Origin of the sequence: Pseudomonas putida, from assembly GCF_022627325.1 — a bacterium.
In the GTDB taxonomy this organism is placed as follows: domain Bacteria; phylum Pseudomonadota; class Gammaproteobacteria; order Pseudomonadales; family Pseudomonadaceae; genus Aquipseudomonas; species Aquipseudomonas putida_X.
Window position 1 is genome coordinate 134,754 of record NZ_JAETZZ010000001.1, and the last position, 20,144, is coordinate 154,897.

At 64.3% G+C, this 20,144-nt stretch carries 16 protein-coding genes; 10 read left to right on the top strand and 6 right to left on the bottom strand.

All coding sequences use genetic code 11. The annotated features are described in order from the left end of the window. Positions 1-38: 38 nt before the first annotated feature. Positions 39-854, top strand: a complete 816-nt coding sequence (locus JNA92_RS00650; RefSeq protein ID WP_241802855.1) for an SDR family oxidoreductase — start codon at positions 39-41, stop codon at positions 852-854. Positions 855-974: 120 nt separating this feature from the next. Next, positions 975-1,163, top strand: a complete 189-nt coding sequence (gene csrA / locus JNA92_RS00655) for a carbon storage regulator CsrA (RefSeq protein ID WP_241802856.1) — start codon at positions 975-977, stop codon at positions 1,161-1,163. Positions 1,164-1,217: 54 nt separating this feature from the next. Here csrA and JNA92_RS00660 read toward each other — a convergent pair whose 3' ends face one another. The 5 genes from JNA92_RS00660 to mnmC all read right to left on the bottom strand — a co-directional run bounded on the left by JNA92_RS00660 (position 1,218) and on the right by mnmC (position 8,514). After that, complete coding sequence (locus JNA92_RS00660; protein WP_039603187.1) at positions 1,218-1,445, bottom strand: YheU family protein; 228 nt, start codon at positions 1,443-1,445, stop codon at positions 1,218-1,220. A gap of 61 nt (positions 1,446-1,506) precedes the next feature. Then, the gene (locus JNA92_RS00665) at positions 1,507-2,691 is read right to left on the bottom strand and encodes an osmoprotectant NAGGN system M42 family peptidase (protein WP_241802857.1); all 1,185 of its coding nucleotides are present in this window, start codon (positions 2,689-2,691) and stop codon (positions 1,507-1,509) included. 144 nt (positions 2,692-2,835) lie between these two features. Continuing rightward, a complete protein-coding gene (gene ngg, locus JNA92_RS00670) occupies positions 2,836-4,581 on the bottom strand; it encodes an N-acetylglutaminylglutamine synthetase (RefSeq protein WP_241802858.1) in 1,746 nt (581 codons plus the stop codon). Between the two features lie 3 nt (positions 4,582-4,584). Then, positions 4,585-6,372 (bottom strand): N-acetylglutaminylglutamine amidotransferase, encoded by a 1,788-nt coding sequence (locus tag JNA92_RS00675; RefSeq protein WP_241802860.1) that lies wholly within the window; start codon positions 6,370-6,372, stop codon positions 4,585-4,587. A 168-nt stretch (positions 6,373-6,540) separates the two neighbouring features. Further along, on the bottom strand, positions 6,541-8,514 hold the full coding sequence (gene mnmC / locus JNA92_RS00680) for a bifunctional tRNA (5-methylaminomethyl-2-thiouridine)(34)-methyltransferase MnmD/FAD-dependent 5-carboxymethylaminomethyl-2-thiouridine(34) oxidoreductase MnmC (RefSeq protein ID WP_241802862.1): 1,974 nt from the start codon (positions 8,512-8,514) through the stop codon (positions 6,541-6,543). Positions 8,515-8,691: 177 nt separating this feature from the next. Between mnmC and pap the strand changes: the two genes are divergently transcribed. Further along, on the top strand, positions 8,692-10,185 hold the full coding sequence (pap, locus tag JNA92_RS00685) for a polyphosphate:AMP phosphotransferase (protein WP_241802866.1): 1,494 nt from the start codon (positions 8,692-8,694) through the stop codon (positions 10,183-10,185). A 119-nt stretch (positions 10,186-10,304) separates the two neighbouring features. Continuing rightward, the gene (locus JNA92_RS00690) at positions 10,305-11,267 is read left to right on the top strand and encodes a DMT family transporter (RefSeq protein WP_241802868.1); all 963 of its coding nucleotides are present in this window, start codon (positions 10,305-10,307) and stop codon (positions 11,265-11,267) included. Between the two features lie 166 nt (positions 11,268-11,433). On the opposite strand, the gene JNA92_RS00695 is transcribed toward JNA92_RS00690, so the two are convergent. Next, the gene (locus JNA92_RS00695; RefSeq protein ID WP_241802869.1) at positions 11,434-12,828 is read right to left on the bottom strand and encodes a class II fumarate hydratase; all 1,395 of its coding nucleotides are present in this window, start codon (positions 12,826-12,828) and stop codon (positions 11,434-11,436) included. 155 nt (positions 12,829-12,983) lie between these two features. Here JNA92_RS00695 and JNA92_RS00700 point away from each other — a divergent pair, with 155 nt between their 5' ends. The 6 genes from JNA92_RS00700 (at position 12,984) to JNA92_RS00725 (ending at position 20,135) form a co-directional block, all read left to right on the top strand. Further along, on the top strand, positions 12,984-13,508 hold the full coding sequence (locus tag JNA92_RS00700) for a DUF2059 domain-containing protein (protein ID WP_241802870.1): 525 nt from the start codon (positions 12,984-12,986) through the stop codon (positions 13,506-13,508). A 10-nt stretch (positions 13,509-13,518) separates the two neighbouring features. Beyond that, a complete protein-coding gene (locus tag JNA92_RS00705) occupies positions 13,519-13,818 on the top strand; it encodes a BolA family protein (protein WP_241802871.1) in 300 nt (99 codons plus the stop codon). Positions 13,819-14,036: 218 nt separating this feature from the next. Then, complete coding sequence (locus tag JNA92_RS00710; RefSeq protein ID WP_241802873.1) at positions 14,037-14,969, top strand: rhodanese-related sulfurtransferase; 933 nt, start codon at positions 14,037-14,039, stop codon at positions 14,967-14,969. Between the two features lie 4 nt (positions 14,970-14,973). Continuing rightward, entirely contained in the window at positions 14,974-15,606 is a 633-nt protein-coding gene (locus tag JNA92_RS00715; RefSeq protein WP_241802875.1) for a DsbA family protein, read from the top strand. Then, positions 15,599-17,431: an ABC transporter ATP-binding protein gene (locus tag JNA92_RS00720; protein WP_241802876.1), complete on the top strand. Its 1,833-nt coding sequence runs from the start codon at positions 15,599-15,601 to the stop codon at positions 17,429-17,431. Before JNA92_RS00715 ends, JNA92_RS00720 begins: the two co-directional genes overlap by 8 nt. A 247-nt stretch (positions 17,432-17,678) precedes the next feature. Next, a complete protein-coding gene (locus tag JNA92_RS00725) occupies positions 17,679-20,135 on the top strand; it encodes an EAL domain-containing protein (protein ID WP_241802878.1) in 2,457 nt (818 codons plus the stop codon). Positions 20,136-20,144: the final 9 nt, after the last annotated feature.

A 20,144-nucleotide genomic window follows, 5' to 3' on the forward strand; every position in this document is an offset into this window, starting at 1 on the left:
GACTGGGCTCATCACCCATCAGTACAAGGCCTGCCACCATGCACAAACGCATCATGATCACTGGCGCCGGTTCCGGCCTCGGCCGCGAAATTGCCCTGCGCTGGGCGCGCGAGGGTTGGCGCCTGGCGCTGGCCGATGTCAACGAGCCAGGGCTGCGCGACACCCTTGAGCAGGTGCGGAGTGCCGGTGGCGAGGGTTTCATCCAGCGCTGCGACGTACGCGACTACAGCCAGCTGACCGCCCTGGCCCAGGCCTGCGAAGAGAAGTTCGACGGTATCGACGTGATCGTCAACAACGCCGGTGTAGCCTCGGGCGGGTTCTTCGCCGAGCTGTCGTTGGAGGATTGGGACTGGCAGATCGCGGTCAACCTGATGGGCGTGGTCAAGGGCTGCAAGGCCTTCCTGCCGCTGCTCGAGCGCAGCAAGGGGCGCATCATCAATGTGGCGTCGATGGCGGCCCTGATGCAGGGGCCGGGCATGAGCAACTACAACGTTGCCAAGGCCGGTGTGCTGGCGCTGTCGGAGAGCCTGCTGGTAGAGCTGCGCCAGCTGGAAGTGGCGGTGCACGTGGTGTGCCCGTCGTTCTTCCAGACCAACCTGCTGGACTCCTTCCGTGGCCCGAACCCGGCCATGAAGGCCCAGGTGGGCAAACTGCTGGAGGGCTCGCCGATCAGTGCAGCGGACATTGCCGACTACATCCACCAGCAGGTCGAGGCCGGTGAATTCCTGATCCTGCCCCACGAGGCCGGGCGCCAGGCCTGGCAGCTCAAGCAGCAGGCGCCGCAGCGGCTGTATGACGAGATGGCAGAGATGGCGGTGAAGATGCGTAGCAAAGCCCAGGCGCGCGGATTGTAGTACCGTCTGTAGGGCGAATTACCAGCCAGTGTAGGCTTGCTCTGAATTGCTCCCGGGGCGTTGAGTCAGCGGATTTCCCCATGCAATCTCCGGTTTTTCCTGTTGCCGGAGGGCCGGAACATGTTGGTCATTGGACGTGAAGTCGGCGAAGTCATCAACATTGGTGACGACATTCAGATCAAGGTGGTGGAAACACGCAATGGCATGGTGCGTTTTGGCGTGAGCGCGCCGCGTGAAGTGTCTGTGCACCGGGCAGAGGTGTACAAGCGGATAAAGGCGGGGGAGAAGCGCAAGGGCAAATCGGCTTGATGTCGACGTTACCCACCGCTTCGCGGGCGAGTGCCGCGAAGCGGTGGGTATCGATCAGTCGAGCAGTTCGCGCGGCACATCGTGCTTGGCCAGCAGTTGGCACTGCTGGCTTTCCGGGTCGAACAGGATGAACGCCTGGCCCTTGGCCAGCGCCTGGCGCACCCGCAGCACACGGGTTTCCAGTGGCGTGTCGTCGCCATTGTCGGTACCGTCGCGGGTGACGAAGTCCTCGATCAGGCGCGTCAGGGTTTCGGCTTGCAGGTGTTCGTAGGGGATCAGCATGGGCGGCAATCAGCTTGGTAACGGAATGCGCCCATGCTACGCCAAACCGGGCCGCTGCGGCTCACTCCTTGTTCCCCACCAGGCTGTCGACTGCAGGCACCCGCGTGTCGCTCTCCATCTGCGCATCGTGCTCCAGCTGGTGGCTGAAGCGCTCCAGGGACGCATTGGTCGGGTTGGAATCGCTTGCGAACACCGGTGGGCTGAGCAGGTAGCCCGACAACAGGCGGCTGAGCGCGGCCAGGCTGTCGATATGGGTGCGCTCGTAACCGTGGGTGGCATCGCAACCGAACGCCACCAGCGCGGTGCGGATATCGTGCCCGGCGGTGACCGCCGAATGGGCATCGCTGAAGTAATAGCGGAACACGTCACGGCGCACCGGCACATCCTGGTCGCCGGCCAGTTTCAGCAGGTGGCGTGACAGGTGGTAATCGTAGGGCCCCGACGAGTCTTGCATGGCCACACTGACCGCGTGCTCGCTCGATGCCTGGCCGGGTGCTACCGGGGCGATGTCGATGCCAACGAACTCGCTGACGTCCCAGGGCAGGGCAGCGGCAGAGCCTGAGCCGGTTTCTTCGGTGATGGTGAACAGCGGGTGACAGTCGATCATCGGCTGACGGCCACTTTCCACCACTGCCTTGAGGGCAGCCAGCAGCGCTGCCACGCCGGCTTTGTCGTCCAGATGGCGGGCACTGATATGGCCGCTCTCGGTGAACTCCGGCAGCGGGTCGAATGCCACGAAGTCGCCGATGGCAATCCCCAAGGACTCGCAGTCGGCGCGGGTGGCGCAGTAGGCGTCCAGGCGCACTTCGACATGTTCCCAGCTGACGGGCATCTGGTCGATGGCGGTATTGAAGGCGTGCCCGCTGGCCATCAGCGGCAATACGCTGCCGCGGAACACGCCGGTGTCGGTGAAGACGCTGACCCGGCTGCCCTCGGCGAAGCGGCTCGACCAGCACCCCACCGGGGCCAGGGCCAGGCGGCCGTTGTCCTGCAGCTGGCGCACGCTGGCGCCGATGGTGTCGAGGTGGGCCGAGACGGCGCGGTCCGGGGAGCTTTGCCGGCCTTTGAGGGTGGCGCGGATGGTGCCGCGGCGAGTCAGTTCGAAGGGAATGCCCAGTTCGTCCAGGCGTTCGGCGACATAGCGCACGATGGTGTCGGTGAAGCCGGTCGGGCTGGGGATGGCGAGCATCTCCAGCAAGACGCGCTTGAGGTAGTCAAGGTCCGGCTCGGGGTATCGTTCAGACATGGGTACTCCTCAGGTATTGCTTTGCTCTTGCAGGCCCTCTCGCCGGCAAGCCGGCGCCCACAGGTAGGGGGTAATGCACAGGTTCAGGAAGCTGCGCGAGAGACCAGTGGGAGCCGGCTTGCCGGCGAAAGGGCCGTCATTGATTCACGCCAACGCCCGGCTGTGCGGGAACAGCAGGTCGACAAAGCGCTCTGCAGTTGGCTGCGGCTCATGGTTGGCCAAGCCGGCGCGCTCGTTGGCCTCGATGATCACGTAGTCCGGCTGTTCGGCATCACGCACCATCAGGTCCAGGCCCACCACTGGAATCTCCAGCGCCCGCGCAGCGCGCACGGCGGCATCGGCCAGCACCGGGTGCAGGCGCTCGGTAACGTCCTCCAGGGTGCCGCCGGTGTGCAGGTTGGCGGTGCGGCGCACAGCCAGGCGCTGGCCTGCGGGCAGTACGCTGGTGTAGTCGAAACCGGCGTCACGCAAGGTGCGCTCAGTCTCGTCGTCCAGCGGAATGCGGCTTTCACCACCGGTAGCGGCCTGACGGCGGCGGCTTTGGGCTTCGATCAACTGATGGATGCTGTGCTTGCCGTCACCGACCACCTGGGCCGGATGCCGAACTGCCGCTGCAACCACTTCGAAACCGATCACCACGATGCGCAGGTCATGCCCCGGATGGAAGCTCTCCAGCAGCACGCGGCTGTCGAAGCGGCGAGCGTGTTCGATGGCCTGGCTGACTTCCTCGTAGGTCGTCAGGTTCACCGCCACCCCTTGGCCCTGCTCACCATCGACCGGTTTGACCACCACCGCGCCGTGCTCTTCGAGAAATGCCAGGTTTTCGTCGGCGTTACCGGCCAGTTGCTGCACCGGCACCAGCAGGCCTGCGTTGTGCAAGGCTTGCTGGGTCAAGCGCTTGTCCTGGCAGAGGGTCATGCTGACCGCACTGGTCAGGTCGCTGAGCGACTCGCGGCAACGCACGCGGCGCCCGCCGAGGCTAAGGGTGAACAGCCCGCCTGCGGCGTCGTCCACCTGCACCTCGATGCCACGGCGGTAGGCCTCATCGACGATGATCCGTGCATACGGGTTCAACCCCGCCTCAGGGCCGGGGCCAAGAAACAATTGCTGGTTGATGCCGTTCTTGCGCTTGACGGCGAAGGTCGGCAGGTTGCGGAAACCGAGCTTCTCATACAGCCGCTTGGCCTGACGGTTGTCGTGCAGCACCGACAAGTCCAGGTAGGCCAGGCCGCGGCTCATGAAGTGCTCGACCAGGTGGCGCACCAGCACCTCACCCACGCCAGGGCGGGTGCAATGCGGGTCCACGGCCAGGCACCACAGGCTGCTGCCGTGCTCGGGGTCATCGAACGCCTTGCTGTGGTTCAGGCCCATGACGCTGCCGATCACCGCGCCGCTGTCTTCATCCTCGGCCAGCCAGTACACCGGCCCGCCCTGGTGGCGCGGCGTCAGCAGTTCCGGCTGCACCGGCAGCATGCCGCGAGCCTGGTACAGGGTGTTGATCGCCTGCCAGTCACTGCTGCTTTGTGCGCGGCGGATACGGAAACCGCGAAACACGCGTTGCGCCTGGCGGTAGTCGGTGAACCACAGCCGCAGCGTGTCGGACGGGTCCAGAAACAGCTGCTGCGGTGCCTGCGCCAGCAGCTGTTGAGGGGCCGCCACATACAGCGCGATGTCACGTTCGCCGGGGCGTTCCTGCTGCAGTGCCTCGGCCAGGCTGGCCGGGTCGGGGTAGGTGTGACCTATCAGCAGCCGGCCCCAGCCGCAATGCAGCGCACGCGGCTGGTCGTGGGGTTCGCTGCCATCGCCGGCCAGGCGCGCCTGCAGGCGCTCGTAAGACGGCGTCTGGCCACGCAACAGGCGCTGACCGTAGGCAGTTTCATGGGCTTTCATCGGTCAGATTCCTTGTTCGCTGAGCCACAGGTTCAGCGCCGCCAGCTGCCACAGCTTGGAGCCGCGCAGCGGGGTAAGTTGGCCATGCGGGTTGCTTAGCAGGCGGTCGATCATGGTCGGGTTGAACAGCCCGCGGTCCTGGCTGGGGTCGGTGAGCAGCTCGCGTACCCAGTCCAGGGTGGCGCCTTGCAGGTGCTTGAGGCCGGGTACCGGGAAGTAGCCTTTCTTGCGGTCGATCACCTCATGGGGGATCACCCGGCGTGCGGCTTGCTTGAGCACATGCTTGCCGCCATCGGGCAGTTTGAAGCGCGCCGGGATACGTGCCGACAACTCGACCAGGCGGTAATCCAGGAACGGTGTACGGGCTTCCAGGCCCCAGGCCATGGTCATGTTGTCGACCCGCTTGACCGGGTCGTCGACCAGCATCACCGTGCTGTCCAGGCGCAGCGCCTTGTCCACCGCGTCGGGCGCGCCCGGGCGGGCGAAGTGTTCACGCACGAAGTCGCCGGCAACATCGGTCTCCAGCAGCCAAGGGGCTTGCACGGTGTCGCGGTACTCGGCATGGCTGCGGTCGAAGAACGCATCGCGGTAGGCGCCAAAGGCGTCATCGGCGCCGTCCACCTGCGGGTACCAATGGTAGCCGGCGAACAGCTCGTCGGCACCCTGGCCGCTCTGCACGCCCTTGCAATGCTTGGCCACCTCGCGTGACAGCAGGTAGAAGGCGATGCAGTCGTGGCTGACCATCGGCTCGCTCATGGCGCGGAACGCGGCCGGCAATTGCTCGATGATTTCGCTTTCGGCGATGCGCAGCTTGTGGTGGCGGGTGCCGTAGTGCTTGGCGATCAGGTCGGAGTACTGGAACTCGTCACCGCGCTCGCCGCCGGCATCTTCGAAGCCGATGGAGAAGGTCGACAGGTCATCTACGCCCACTTCCCGCAGCAAGCCGACCAACAGGCTGGAGTCGACGCCGCCGGACAGCAGTACACCCACGTCTACCGCGGCGCGCTGGCGGATGCCGACGGCATCACGGGTGGCATCGAGCACACGGGTGGTCCAGCCTTCCAGGTCCAGGTCGCGCTCGTCCGGGTTGGGGCCGTAGTGCAGCTGCCACCAGGTCTGGCGCTCGACTTCACCGTGGCGGTCGATGCGCATCCAGGTGCCGGGTTCGAGCTTTTGCACATTGGCCAGCAAGGTGCGTGGCGCCGGCACCACCGCGTGGAAGTTGAGGTAGTGGTTGAGCGCTACCGGGTCGATCATCGGATCGATGTCGCCACCTTTGAGCAGCGCTGGCAGGGTCGAGGCAAAGCGCAGGCGTTCGCCGTTGCGCGACAGGTACAAAGGCTTGACGCCCAGGCGGTCACGGGCCAGGAACAGGCGCTGGTTGTCGCGCTCCCAGATGGCCAGGGCGAACATGCCGTTGAGCTTGGGCAACAGGGCCGCGCCCCAGGCGTGGTAGCCCTTGAGCAGCACCTCGGTATCGCCGTCGGACCAGAAGGTGTAGCCCAGGTCCTGTAGCTCTTGGCGTAGTTCGGGGAAGTTGTAGATGGCCCCGTTGAAGGCCAGAGACAGGCCCAGGGTGTTGTCAACCATGGGCTGAGCCGAGCCGTCGGACAGGTCCATGATTTTCAGCCGGCGATGGCCAAGGGCGATCGGGCCCAGGCTATGGAAGCCCCAGGCGTCGGGGCCACGGGGCGCCAGGTGATGGGTCATGCGCTCTACCGCGGCGAGGTCCGCCGGGCGAGGGGCTTGGTCGATGGGGGTGAAACGCAACTCTCCTGCTAATCCGCACATAGGTCCTTACCGGTTTTTCCGTTGGGGAATCAGCGCCCCAGTTTAGGGCACCTGTAAGGAACTGACCTGGGGGATTTGTGAGAGTTTTAGATCGATCTGTTATAAGTAGTGCCCTGTGTTACGGCCAATCGCCAGCAAGCCGGCGATTGGGCTGCACAGCAGCCCCATTCACTTCCCCCGAATCAACCTCCGCAAGCCAAACCGGTTCGGGTGGCACGCCTCTGCCACCGCCCGTGGCAGCGGCAACGGCTCGCCACTGACCCACGCCGCAATCAGCTCGCCCGACAGCGGTGCCGTGATCAGCCCCCGTGACCCATGCCCACTATTCACATACAGCCCCTCCAGCCAAGGGCAGGGCACTTCGGGCACCTGCCGCGCATCCTTGGCCAGTACGGCGTAGGCCTCGGCAAAGGCTGCAGGGTCGGCAACCGGCCCCACGATCGGCAAGTAATCCGGGCTGGTGCATCGAAATGCCGCGCGCCCCTGCAACTGCTCAGGGTCAAGCGCCGCAGCACCCAGCCGCCGGGCCAGGTCGGTAGAGATTTCATCGAGCATGGCCAGGTTGCCCTGGTGTTCGGCCACGGTCGGCGTCAGGTCATCACTGTGGAAGTCAAAGCTGGCCCCCAGCGTGTGCTCCTCCCCCCTGGGCGGTGCGACATAGCCCTCGGCGCAGACCACGGTAGCCAGCGCCCGGCTGGCGTCGGTCGCCGGCAGGCGGGTGACCTGCCCGCGGATGCGCTTGAGCGGTAGCTGGGCACAAGGCTCGAAACGCTTCACATCAGCCGCCCCGGCCAGCACCACCACAGGGGCGCTGGCCAGTAACCGGTCGCCGGCCCAGGCTTGCCAAAGGCCATCGGCCTTGCGCAGTGCGAGTACATCGTGATGGGCCAGCAGGCGAATGTTGGGGTGCTGCAGTTGTGCCTGGCACAGTGCCGGTGGATGCACCCAGCCGCCTTCGGGGTAGTACAACCCGCCGGCAGGCAGCGCGACCCCGGCGATCGTTTCGGCTTCACTGCGCTGCACTGCTCGCAGCAAGCTGCCCTCGAAGGCGTCGGCGAGCTTGCCCTGGCGTTCGGCTTCCTTGTGGTCGAATGCCAGTTGCAAAACCCCGCACGCATCCCAGTCCTGGCCGCGCTGCAGGCGTTGAAGCTGGCGCCGGGTGTAGCCGAACCCGGACAGGATCATCTGCGACAAAGCCGTGCCGTGCGCGGACAGCTTGAGGTACAGCACGCCCTGGGGGTTGCCGGAGGCTTCGCGGGCGGCGGCGTCGTGACGCTCCAGTACCGTTACCTGCCAGCCCCGTGCGGCCAGGCTGGCAGCGCTGGCAGTGCCGGCGAGCCCTGCGCCGATCACCAGGACCTCGCGCGGGCCTTCGGGCGTACGTGGCCGCGCGTACCAGGGCGCCGACAGGGGGGTGTTGGGCGGGCCGGTGTACTCACCGCTCATCACCTCCCACTTCTTGCCGATGCCAGGCACCTTTTTCATGGTGAAGCCGGCTTCGATCAGGCTGCGACGCACCCAGCCGGTAGTGGTGAAGGTGCCCAGCGCGGTGCCGGCATGGGACAACCTGGCCAGTTGCCTGAACAGCTCGGGTGTCCACATGTCGGGGTTTTTCGCCGGGGCGAAGCCGTCGAGAAACCACACGTCGATACGCGCGTCCAGCTGCGGCAGCTGCTCCAGCACATCGCCGATCAGCAGGGTGAGGGTGATTCGGCCCTGGTCGAAGGTGAACTGCTGGAAGCCTTGATGCACCGCGACGTACTGCTGCAAAAAGGGTTCGGTGAACCCGGCCAGCTCCGGCCACAGGCGCATCGCACGGGCCATGTCGGCATGGCCCAGGGGATACTTCTCGACGCTGATGAAGTGCAAGCGGGCATCTGCGTGGGCTGTTTCGGCGAACAGCTGCCAGGCACAAAAAAAATTCATGCCGGTGCCAAAGCCGGTTTCGCCGATCACCAGGCAGCCGTGGGGCGCCAGGTCGGCGAAGCGCTGGCGCAGGCGGGTTTGTTCGAGGAAAACATGCTGGGTTTCGGCAATGCCCTCGTTGATGGCGAAGTAGACATCGCCGTATTGCCGCGAATGTGGGCGGCCCTGGTCGTCCCAGTCGATCTGGGCATGCTGAAGGAGGGTGGGTGCGGGCATGGCTGGTTTCGCTGGAAGTGGGTAGCTGCAAGCTTCAAGCTACAAGCTGCAAGAAAAAGCAGATGGTGGCACGCCCTGGCTTTTCTTGCAGCTTGAAGCTTGAAGCTTGCGGCTTGCAGCTTGCAGCTCCCCCCCAGGATTCCGCTAGTCTTGCTTATCCATTGAAGGAGCGAGTGCATGTTTGAATCCGCGGAAATTGGTCACAGCATCGACGACGATACCTTCGAGGCAGAAGTGCCCGCGCTGCGCGAGGCTTTGCTCGAAGCCCAGTACGAACTCAAACAGCAGGCACGCTTCCCGGTGATCGTGCTGATCAATGGCATCGAAGGCGCTGGCAAGGGCGAGACGGTCAAACTGCTCAACGAGTGGATGGACCCGCGCATGATCGACGTGCTCACCTTCGACCAGCAAACCGACGAAGAGCTGGCCCGCCCGCCCGCCTGGCGCTACTGGCGGGCGCTGCCGCCGAAGGGGCGCATGGGCGTGTTTTTCGGCAATTGGTACAGCCAGATGCTGCAGGGCAGGGTGCACGGGCAGTTCAAGGATGCCGTGCTCGACCAGGCCATCACCGGCGCCGAGCGGTTGGAGCAGATGCTTTGCGACGAAGGTGCGCTGATCATCAAGTTCTGGTTCCACCTGTCCAAGAAACAGATGAAAGCGCGGCTCAAGTCGCTCAAGGACGACCCCTTGCACAGCTGGCGCATCAGCCCGCTGGACTGGCAACAGTCCCGCACCTACGACCGTTTCGTGCGTTTTGGCGAGCGGGTATTGCGCCGTACCAGCCGTGACTATGCACCCTGGCACGTAGTCGAAGGCGTCGACCCCAACTACCGCAGCCTGGCCGTCGGGCGCATCCTGCTGGAAAGCCTGCAGGCCGCACTGGCCGTCAACCCCAAAGGCAAGCACCAGGGCAACATTGCACCGCTGGGCCGCAGCATCGACCAGCGCAGCCTGCTGGGCGCGCTGGACATGACCCTGCGCCTGGACAAGCAGGATTACCAGGAGCAACTGGTGACCGAGCAGGCACGCCTGGCCGGCCTGCTGCGCCACAAACACATGCGTCGGCATGCCCTGGTGGCAGTCTTCGAGGGTAATGATGCGGCGGGCAAAGGGGGCGCGATCCGCCGCGTGGCCGCTGCGCTGGACCCGCGCCAGTACCGTATCGTGCCAATCGCCGCCCCCACCGAAGATGAGCGTGCTCAGCCGTACCTGTGGCGGTTCTGGCGGCATATCCCGGCGCGCGGCAAGTTCACCATCTTCGACCGGTCCTGGTATGGCCGGGTGCTGGTCGAGCGTATCGAGGGTTTTTGCACCCCGGCCGACTGGATGCGCGCGTATGGCGAGATCAATGATTTCGAGGAGCAGCTGGCAAACGCCGGCGTGGTGGTCGTCAAGTTCTGGCTGGCGATCGACCAGCAAACCCAGCTGGAGCGTTTTGAAGAGCGCGAGCAGATCCCGTTCAAGCGCTACAAGATCACCGAGGACGATTGGCGCAACCGCGAGAAGTGGGACCTGTACGTGGATGCCGTGGGCGACATGGTCGACCGCACCAGCACCGAGATCGCGCCATGGACCCTGGTCGAGGCCAATGACAAGCGCTGGGCGCGGGTGAAGGTGCTGCGCACCCTCAATGAAGCCCTGGAAGCGGCGTTTGCCAAACACAAGAAATAGCCCGCCGGCATGCCACGGGGGAATGACCTGATGAATTCTTTTCCCGCCTTTTTTCCCCGTTGGCAGGCGGCAAGCCTTTAGAATCGAGACACCCCACAACGGGCTCGACCGAGGACTTTATGCACATCACATCCGGGCGCCGGAGCTATGGACTGGCTCTGGCGCTTCTGACTGCGCTGCTCTGGGGCATCCTGCCGATCAAACTCAAGCAGGTGTTGCAGGTGGTCGACCCCATTACCGTCACCTGGTTCCGCCTGCTGGTGTCCGGCGGCCTGCTGTGCGCCTGGCTGGCGGCCAAGCGCCGCTTGCCTTCTTTCGCCAGGCTCGGCGCCAAGGGCAAAGGCTTGGTGGTGGTGGCCGTATGCGGGCTGATGGGCAACTACGTGCTGTACCTGATCGGCCTCAATCTGCTGAGCCCCGGCACGGCGCAATTGGTGGTGCAGATTGGCCCGGTGCTGCTGCTGGTGGCCAGTGTGTTCGTGTTCAAGGAACGCTTCAGCCTGGGCCAAGGCCTGGGGCTGGTGGTGCTGCTGGCCGGCTTTGGCCTGTTCTTCAACCAGCGCCTGGAAGAGCTGCTGACCTCGCTGGGCGCGTACACCACGGGCGTGCTGACCATCCTGCTGGCCACCAGCATCTGGGTGTTCTATGCCCTGAGCCAGAAACAGCTGCTGACGGTGTGGCATTCGCAGCAGGTGATGATGGTGATCTACCTGAGCTGCGCCGCGCTGCTGACACCTTGGGTGCACCCGCTGGAGGCGCTGCAGCTGACCCCCCTGCAAGGCTGGTTGCTGCTGGCGTGCTGCCTGAACACGCTGGTGGCGTATGGGGCTTTTGCCGAGGCCCTGGCGCACTGGGAGGCGTCGCGGGTCAGCGCCACACTGGCGCTGACGCCACTGGTGACCTTTGTGGCGGTGGCGATTGCGGCCTGGCTGTGGCCGGACTATGTGCAGGCCGAGGACATCAATGCCTTGGGCTATGTTGGCGCGGTGACCGTGGTGCTGGGGTCGACGCTGGTGGCCCTGGGGCCATCGCTGGTGGCTGGGTGGCGGGCGAGAAGGGCGCGTTTGGCTCAGGTTGGTTGAGAGCCTGTTCCGGCCCTATCGCCGGCAAGCCGGCCACACGGACCGCGCCAGCTTTCAGAAGTTGAGCAAGACCGTTGCCCCGCAGGCCCCCACCAAGCCTGGAGACTGTGGGGTACCGGTGGGAGCCGGCTTGCCGGCGATAGGGCCCTAAGTACCCGCCAATCAATCAGCCCTTGCCACCCGGCGCCAGCATGTTCTCCGGCCTTACCCACTCATCGAACTGCTGGTTGGTCAGGTATTGCAACTCCAGCGCCGCCTCGCGCAGGGTCTTGCCTTCGCTGTAGGCCTTCTTGGCAATTTCCGCCGCTTTGTCATAGCCAATATGCGGGTTGAGTGCGGTCACCAGCATCAGCCCACGCTCCAGGTGCGCCGCCATCTGCTCGGCATCCGGCTCGATCCCCGCCACGCAGTGCTGCTGGAAGTTGCGGCAGCCATCGGCCAGCAGTTCGATCGACTGCAGCAGGTTATGGATGATCACCGGCTTGAACACATTCAACTGCAGGTGCCCCTGGCTGGCGGCGAAACCGATGGCCGCGTCATTGCCCAGCACCTGGCAGGCCAGCATCGACAGCGCCTCGCACTGGGTCGGGTTGACCTTGCCCGGCATGATCGAGCTGCCCGGCTCGTTGGCCGGCAGGCGCACCTCGGCCAAGCCGGCGCGGGGGCCGGAACCGAGCAAACGCAGGTCGTTGGCGATTTTCATCAAGGCGACCGCCAAGGTCTTCAGTGCCCCGGCCAGGCTGGTCAGCGGCTCGTGGCCGGCCAAGGCGGCGAACTTGTTCGGCGCGGTGACGAACGGCAGGCCGGAGAGGGCGGCCAGTTCAGCAGCGATGGCTTCGGCGAACCCCTGCGGGGCATTGAGCCCGGTACCCACGGCAGTACCGCCCTGGGCCAGCTCGCACACCGCCGGCAAGGTGGCGCGGATGGCGCGCTGGGCGTAGTCCAGCTGGGCAACGAAGGCCGACACCTCCTGGCCGAAGGTGATGGGCGTGGCGTCCATCATGTGCGTGCGGCCAGTCTTGACCAGTTTGTGGTGGCGCGCCGCCAGCTCCGCCAGCCCCGAAGACAGCTCGGCGATCGCCGGTAGCAGTTGCTCGTGCACCGCCTGTGCTGCGGCGATGTGCATGGCGGTGGGGAAGCAGTCGTTGGAACTCTGCGAACGGTTGACGTGATCGTTAGGGTGCACCGGCGCCTTGCCGCCGCGGCCTTTGCCGGCAAGCTCGTTGGCCCTCCCGGCGATCACTTCGTTGACGTTCATGTTGCTCTGGGTACCGCTGCCGGTCTGCCACACCACCAGCGGGAACTGGTCGTCGTGCTCGCCGCCCAACACTTCGTCGGCCGCCTGCTCGATCAGCCGGGCGATGTCCGCTGGCAGGGCGCCATTGCGGTCGTTGACCCTTGCCGCGGCCTTCTTGATCAGCGCCAGGGCGTGCAGCACCGGTAGCGGCATGCGTTCCTTGCCAATGGCAAAGTTGATCAGCGAGCGTTGGGTCTGTGCGCCCCAGTAGGCGTGCTCCGGAACTTCGACTGGGCCCAGGCTGTCTGTTTCGATACGGCTCATGCTGCGTTCACTCCCCTGTCAGTCAGAATCAGCAGTTTAGGCCCCCATGCGATCGTGCGGTTCAATCGCACTTCGTGCCACTTGAGCGCTGCCCCCTGGCGGGAGCAGAATGCTCATCTCTGAGGTAACGCCTCCCCCTCCTTGAAGGATATGCAATGACCCGTCTCCGTGCCCTCTGTGCTGCCGTCGCCCTGGCCTGTGCCAGCGGCCAGGTGCTCGCTGCCACTGCCAGCCACAACGCTGCCGCCGAGAAATTCCTGACCCTGGCCAACGCTGACAAGCTGGGCACCCCGGTTTACATGCAAGTCCAGCAGATGTTCGCCCAGCGCTTCGCCCAGACCAAGGCCCCGGCCAGCAAGCAGTCGGTGCTGGAGAGCTACCAGGCCAAGGCCAACGCCGCGCTGGACAGCGCCATCGGCTGGAACAAGCTCAAGCCGAAGATGGTCGACCTGTACACCCAGACCTTCACCGAGCAAGAGCTCAAGGACCTGGTCAAGTTCTACCAGTCGCCACTGGGCAAGAAAGTCCTTACCCAGATGCCCAAGGTCACTCAGCAGTCGGCCCAGCTGACCCAGCAGAGCCTGGAGCCGGCAGTGCCGGTGGTGAACAAGCTGCTCGAAGACATGACCAAAGAGCTTGACCCCAATGCCGGCAAGGCTGCCGCCCCGGCCAAGAAGTGAGTGACGCGCGATGACCATGCAGCAACGCATTGAGCAGCAGCTTGCCGCCCTGGCGCCGCAGCACCTTGAAGTGCTCAACGAAAGCCACATGCACAGCCGTGGCCAGGAAACCCACTACAAGGCGGTGATCGTCAGCGAGCAGTTTGCCGGGCTCAACAGCGTCAAGCGCCACCAGAAGGTGTACGCCACCATGGGTGAGCTGATGGGCCAGATCCATGCCCTGGCCATCCACACCTACACCGACGAGGAGTGGGCGAAGGTGGGCGTCGCGCCTGCGTCGCCGGTGTGTGCAGGTGGCGGCAAGCACTGAATCCTTTCTGTCGTTCTGGTACACTCCGCACCATTCCTAGGGGGCCGCTTGGCGGCCCATCGCCGGCAAGCCGGCTCTCACTGGTACAGCGCAGCCCTTGAGCATTGCGCCGGCCCTGTGGGAGTCGGCTTGCCGGCGATGGGCTGCAGGGCAGCCCCCAGCTTTTTGCCAAACCCGGTCCGCCCCTTACGAGGGCAACCACCTGGAGATTCAACGCAATGACCCACCCGATCGTTGTGGCGGCGCTGTACAAGTTCGTCACCCTTGAAGACTACGTAGAACTGCGCGAGCCCCTGCTAAAGGCCATGCTCGACAACGGCGTCAAAGGCACCCTGCTGCTGGCCAACGAGGGCATCAACGGCACCGTTTCGGCCACCCGCGAAGGCATCGATGGGCTGCTCGCCTGGCTGCGCAGCGACCCGCGCCTGGTCGATATCGACCACAAGGAATCCTACTGCGACGAGCAGCCGTTCTACCGCACCAAGGTCAAGCTCAAGAAAGAGATCGTCACCCTCGGCGTGCCCGGCGTGGACCCGAACAACGCCGTTGGCACCTATGTCGAGCCCAAAGACTGGAACGCCCTGATCAGCGACCCGGAAGTACTGCTGATCGACACCCGCAACGATTACGAAGTGGCCATCGGCACCTTCAAGGGCGCAATCGACCCCAAGACCGAGACCTTCCGCGAGTTCCCCGAGTACATCAAGGCCAACTTCGACCCCAGCAAGCACAAGAAGGTCGCCATGTTCTGCACCGGCGGCATCCGTTGTGAAAAAGCCTCCAGCTACATGCTCGGTGAAGGCTTCGAGGCGGTCTATCATCTTAAGGGCGGCATCCTGAAATACTTCGAGGAAGTACCCCAGGAAGAAAGCCTGTGGGACGGTGACTGCTTTGTCTTCGACAACCGCGTCACGGTGCGCCATGACCTGAGCGAGGGCGAGTACGACCAGTGCCATGCCTGCCGCCACCCGGTCGACGCCCAGGACCGCGCGTCCGAGCACTATTCGCCAGGCGTGAGCTGCCCGCACTGCTGGGACAGCCTGAGCGAAAAGACCCGGCGCAGCGCCATCGACCGGCAAAAGCAGATCGAGCTGGCCAAGGCCCGCAACCTGCCGCACCCGATCGGTTACAACTACAAAGCCGAGGCCTGATTGCATGACTGCCCGCCTGCTCTATGTGATGGACCCGATGTGCTCCTGGTGCTGGGGTTTTGCACCGGTGGCCCAGGCCCTGATCGCCCAGGCGCGTGAGGCGGGCGTGGCCACCCGAGTGGTGCCGGGCGGGTTGCGCCGCGGTGCCAGCGCGCTGGACGCCTCCACCCGCAAGTACATCCTCGAGCATTGGCAGGCGGTGGCCGAAGCTACCGGGCAGCCGTTCGCGTTCGACAATGCCATGCCCGACGGTTTCGTCTACGACACCGAACCGGCCTGCCGTGCCCTGGTGGCTGCCCGCGAACTGGATGCCGAGCGAGTCTGGCCGCTGCTGGCGCTGATCCAGCGGGGGTTCTACCAGCAGGGCCTGGATGTCACCAGGGCGCCGCAGCTGGTCGAGCTGGCCGAACAGGCCGGCTTCGATCGCACAACCTTCGCCGACGCCCTGCAGGGTGCGGACGTGCGCGCGGCCACCGCAGCCGATTTCAGCTGGGTGCAGGACCTGGGGATTGCTGGTTTTCCGACGCTGCTGGCTGAGCGCAACGGCCAGCTCGCCCTGTTGACCAATGGCTACCAGCCGCTGCAAAGCCTGCAGCCCTTGCTTGCCCGCTGGCTACAGCAGGCCGCCTGTGCTTGACCTGCCCGGCTCGCCCGACCCGGTGCCCGGGAAGCCCGCCCCTGTGCCTGACCGGCTGAGCTGGGCGCAAATCCGCCGTTTGGCGCTGCACCACAAAAAACACCTCTGGGCCGCCAACCTGGTCGCCGTGCTGGCGGCCTGCTGCAGCGTGCCGATCCCATTGCTGCTGCCCTTGCTGGTGGACGAGGTGCTGCTGGGCCACGGCGATGGCGCGCTGAAGTTCATGAACCACCTGCTGCCCAGCGGTTGGCAGGTGGCGGCCGGGTATATCGGCCTGATGCTGGTCGCCACCCTGTGCCTGCGGGTGGCCGCCCTGGGGTTCAACGTGGTGCAGGCCAAGCTGTTCGCCGGCCTTGCCAAAGACATCGTCTATCGCCTGCGCATCCGCCTGATCGATCGGCTCAAGCGTATTTCGCTCAAGGAATACGAAAGCCTGGGTAGCGGCACCGTGACCACACACCTGGTCACCGACCTGGAGACCCTCGACAAGTTCGTCGGCGAAACCCTGAGCCGTTTCCTGGTGGCGATGCTGACTCTGACCGGCACAGCGGCGATCCTGATCTGGATGCACTGGCAGCTGGCCTTGCTGATCTTGTTGTTCAACCCGCTGGTGATCTACTTCACCGTGCAGTTGGGCAAGCGCGTCAAACACCTCAAAAAGCTCGAAAACGACAGCACCTCGCGGTTCACCCAGGCGCTGGCCGAAACCCTGGACGCCATCCAGGAAATCCGCGCCAGCAACCGCCAGGGCTACTTCCTCGGGCGCCTGGGCCTGCGCGCCCGTGAAGTGCGCGATTACGCCGTGGATTCGCAATGGAAAAGCGACGCCAGTGGCCGTGCCAGTGGCCTGCTGTTCCAGTTCGGTATCGATATTTTCCGTGCGGCGGCCATGCTCACGGTGCTGTTCTCCGACCTGTCGATCGGGCAGATGCTGGCCGTGTTCAGCTACCTGTGGTTCATGATCGGCCCGGTCGAGCAGTTGCTGAACCTGCAATATGCCTACTACGCCGCCGGCGGTGCCCTGAGCCGGCTCAACGAATTGCTGGCGCGGGATGACGAGCCTCAATACCCGGCTGCCCGCGACCCGTTCGCCGGCCGTGAAACGGTTGGCATCGAGGTGCGCGACCTGCGTTTCGCCTATGCCGACGAGCCGGTGCTGGAGCACCTGGACCTGACCATCGCCGCGGGCGAAAAGGTCGCCATTGTCGGTGCCAGTGGCGGCGGCAAGAGTACCCTGGTGCAATTGCTGCTGGGCCTTTACAGCGCCCAGGCCGGGACCATCCGTTTTGGGGGTGCCAGCCTGCAGGAAATCGGCCTGGAGACCTTGCGTGAAAATGTGGCGGTGGTGCTGCAGCACCCGTCACTGTTCAACGACACGGTGCGCGCCAACCTGACCATGGGCCGTGACTGCACGGACGAGGCCTGTTGGCAGGCGCTGCGCATCGCCCAGCTGGACGCCACCATCGCTGCCTTGCCGCAAGGGCTGGACAGCGTGGTCGGCCGCTCTGGTGTGCGCCTGTCTGGCGGCCAGCGTCAGCGCCTGGCGATTGCCCGTATGGTCCTGGCGGAGCCGAAGGTGGTGATCCTCGACGAGGCCACTTCGGCCCTGGACGCCGCCACTGAGTACAACCTGCACCAGGCGCTGGCGCGTTTCCTGAGTGGCCGCACCACCCTGATCATCGCCCACCGCCTTTCCGCGGTGAAGCAGGCCGACCGTGTGCTGGTGTTCGATGGCGGCCATGTAGCCGAGGATGGCGGCCACCAGCAGTTGATCGCCGAAGGCGGCCTGTACGCCAAACTGTACGGCCACCTCCAGCAGACCTGAGCAAGCAAGCTGCAAGCTGCAAGCTGCAAGCTATAAGCTGCAAGCGGACCGTGTGCGGCCCTGCTTTTTCTTGCGGCTTGCAGCTTGCAGCTTGCAGCTACAAGCGGTCCGTGCGCGGATCTGCTTTTTCTTACAGCTTGCAGCTTACAGCTTGCAGCTCAAATTTCCCTCCAAATAGATGGCAGATGGCCTACTCTGAGCTTGTCTAGGTTGGTTCGAGCCTTATCTGCTCTGTGACAGGGACTTCATGAAGGGACATCGCACACTAGAGGCGCCAAGGCTGCTGGGTATCATCTGGCCCTTCATCGCCGTTGTAGTCTTCCAGGTCCTGCTGGGCAGCCTCAGCCTTTACGCGCTGTCGGCGGTGCGTGCCTACGTCGCCGGCGAAAGCCTGTGGTCCAAGGCCCAGAAAGACGCCATCTATTACCTGAACCTGTATGCCGAAACTGGCGATGAGCGTAATTACCAGCGCTATCGCCAAGTCATCACTGTGCCCCACGGTGACCGGCAGATGCGCGAGGTGCTCGACCAGCCAAACCCAGACCTCGATGTCGCGCGCCAGGCCGTGCTGCAAGGCGGCAACCACCCCGACGACGTCGACCGCATCATCTGGTTCTACCGCAATTTCAGCCGGATCAGCTACGTACAGGCGGCGATCGACTACTGGAATGTCGGTGACGATTACCTTAAACAACTGGATGTGCTGGGCAACGAGATACGTGAAGGTTTTGCCAAAGGCCAGGTGGGGCCGGGCCAGGTCAGCCAATGGCGCGCTCGCATCGTCGCTATCAACGATGGCGTGACGCCAGCCTCCAAAGCCTTCAGCGATGCCCTGGGTGAGGGGTCGCGCATGCTGTTGCGGGTGCTGCTGGTCACCAACCTGCTCACCGCGCTGTTTCTCATTGGCTTCGCCTGGCGCCGGTCGAGCAAGCTGCTGGCCCAGCGCCAGGCCTTCGCCAGCGCCCTGCAGGAAGAAAAGGAACGCGCGCAGATTACCCTGCAGGCGATTGGCGATGCGGTGATCACCACCGATGTCGATGGCAGCATCGGCTACATGAACCCCGCTGCCGAGCAGCTGACCCATTGGCAGGCAGGCCAGGCCCTGGGCCTGCCATTGACAGCGCTGTTCAGCCTGGTGGATGAGCAGGCCCAGAGCGACAGCAGCACCCTGTTCGAACAGGTGCTCAGCGGCAGCCTCAAGGGCGGCGCCGAACATGCACGGTTGATCCAGCGCCTGGACGGCAGCACGGTTTCGATCAACCTGGTAGGTTCGCCCATCATCAATGATGGCCAGGTGGCTGGCATTGTCCTGGTGCTGCATGACATGACCCAGGAGCGCCAGTACATCGCCAACCTGTCCTGGCAGGCTACCCATGACGCCCTGACCGGCCTGGCCAACCGCCGTGAATTCGAGTACCGCCTGGAGCAGGCCCTGAACGACCTGGTGCGCCAGGGCGGGCGGCATTCGCTGATGTTCCTGGACCTGGACCAGTTCAAGCTGGTGAACGATACCTGTGGCCATGCCGCCGGTGACGAATTGCTGCGGCACATCTGCGCCGTGCTGCAATCGGTGCTGCGCGAAGGCGATACCCTGGCGCGGCTGGGCGGCGATGAATTTGGTGTGCTGCTGGAAAACTGCCCGGGCGAACAGGCCGAGCGGATTGCCGAAAGCCTGCGCCAGGCAGTGCAAAGCCTGCACTTCGTGTGGAAAGGCAGGCCGTTCGTTACCACCGTGAGTATCGGCCTGGTGCACATGGCCCAGGCCCCGGCCACGCTGGAAGCCTCCCTGCGGGCAGCGGACATGGCGTGCTACATGGCCAAGGAGAAGGGCCGTAACCGCATTCAGGTCTACCATGCCGATGACAGCGAACTGTCGATGCGGTTTGGCGAAATGGCCTGGATACAGCGCCTGCACGTTGCCCTGGAGGAGAACCGCTTCTGTTTATATGCTCAGGAAATCGCTGCGCTCACGACCCTCGAAGGGCCGGGGCATGTCGAGATCCTGTTGCGCCTGCAAGACGAAAGCGGCCGCACCATCCTGCCTGACAGCTTCATCCCGGCGGCCGAGCGCTATGGCCTGATGACCGCTATCGACCGCTGGGTGGTGCGCAATGTGTTTCAGGTCATTCGCCGTTGCCTGGACGAGGAGCGCGAGGGCCCGCTGTCGATGTGTGCCATCAACTTGTCGGGGTCGAGTATCGGTGACGACAAGTTCCTGGAGTACTTGCAGCGGCTGTTCGTCGAATATTCGATTCCGCCACGGCTGATCTGCTTCGAAATCACCGAAACCAGTGCCATTGCCAACCTTGGCAGTGCCATCCGATTCATCAATGAATTGAAAGGGCTGGGTTGCAAGTTCTCGCTGGATGACTTTTGTGCCGGAATGTCGTCCTTCGCTTATTTAAAACATTTACCCGTCGACTTCTTGAAGATCGACGGAAGTTTTGTCAAAGATATGCTGGATGATCCGGTCAATCGGGCCATGGTCGAAGTCATCAATCACATCGGCCACGTCATGGGTAAGCGCACCATTGCCGAGTTCGTCGAAACTCCGTTGATCGAGCAGGCCTTGCAGGAGATCGGCGTGGACTACGCCCAGGGCTATCTGATCGAACGACCGCAGGTCTTCACTTGCGACAGTCTGCAGCGCCAACGGATTGCTGCACGGCCCCTGCTGCATCGGGCGCCTGGAACCTTTCGCTGAAGTAGCGTT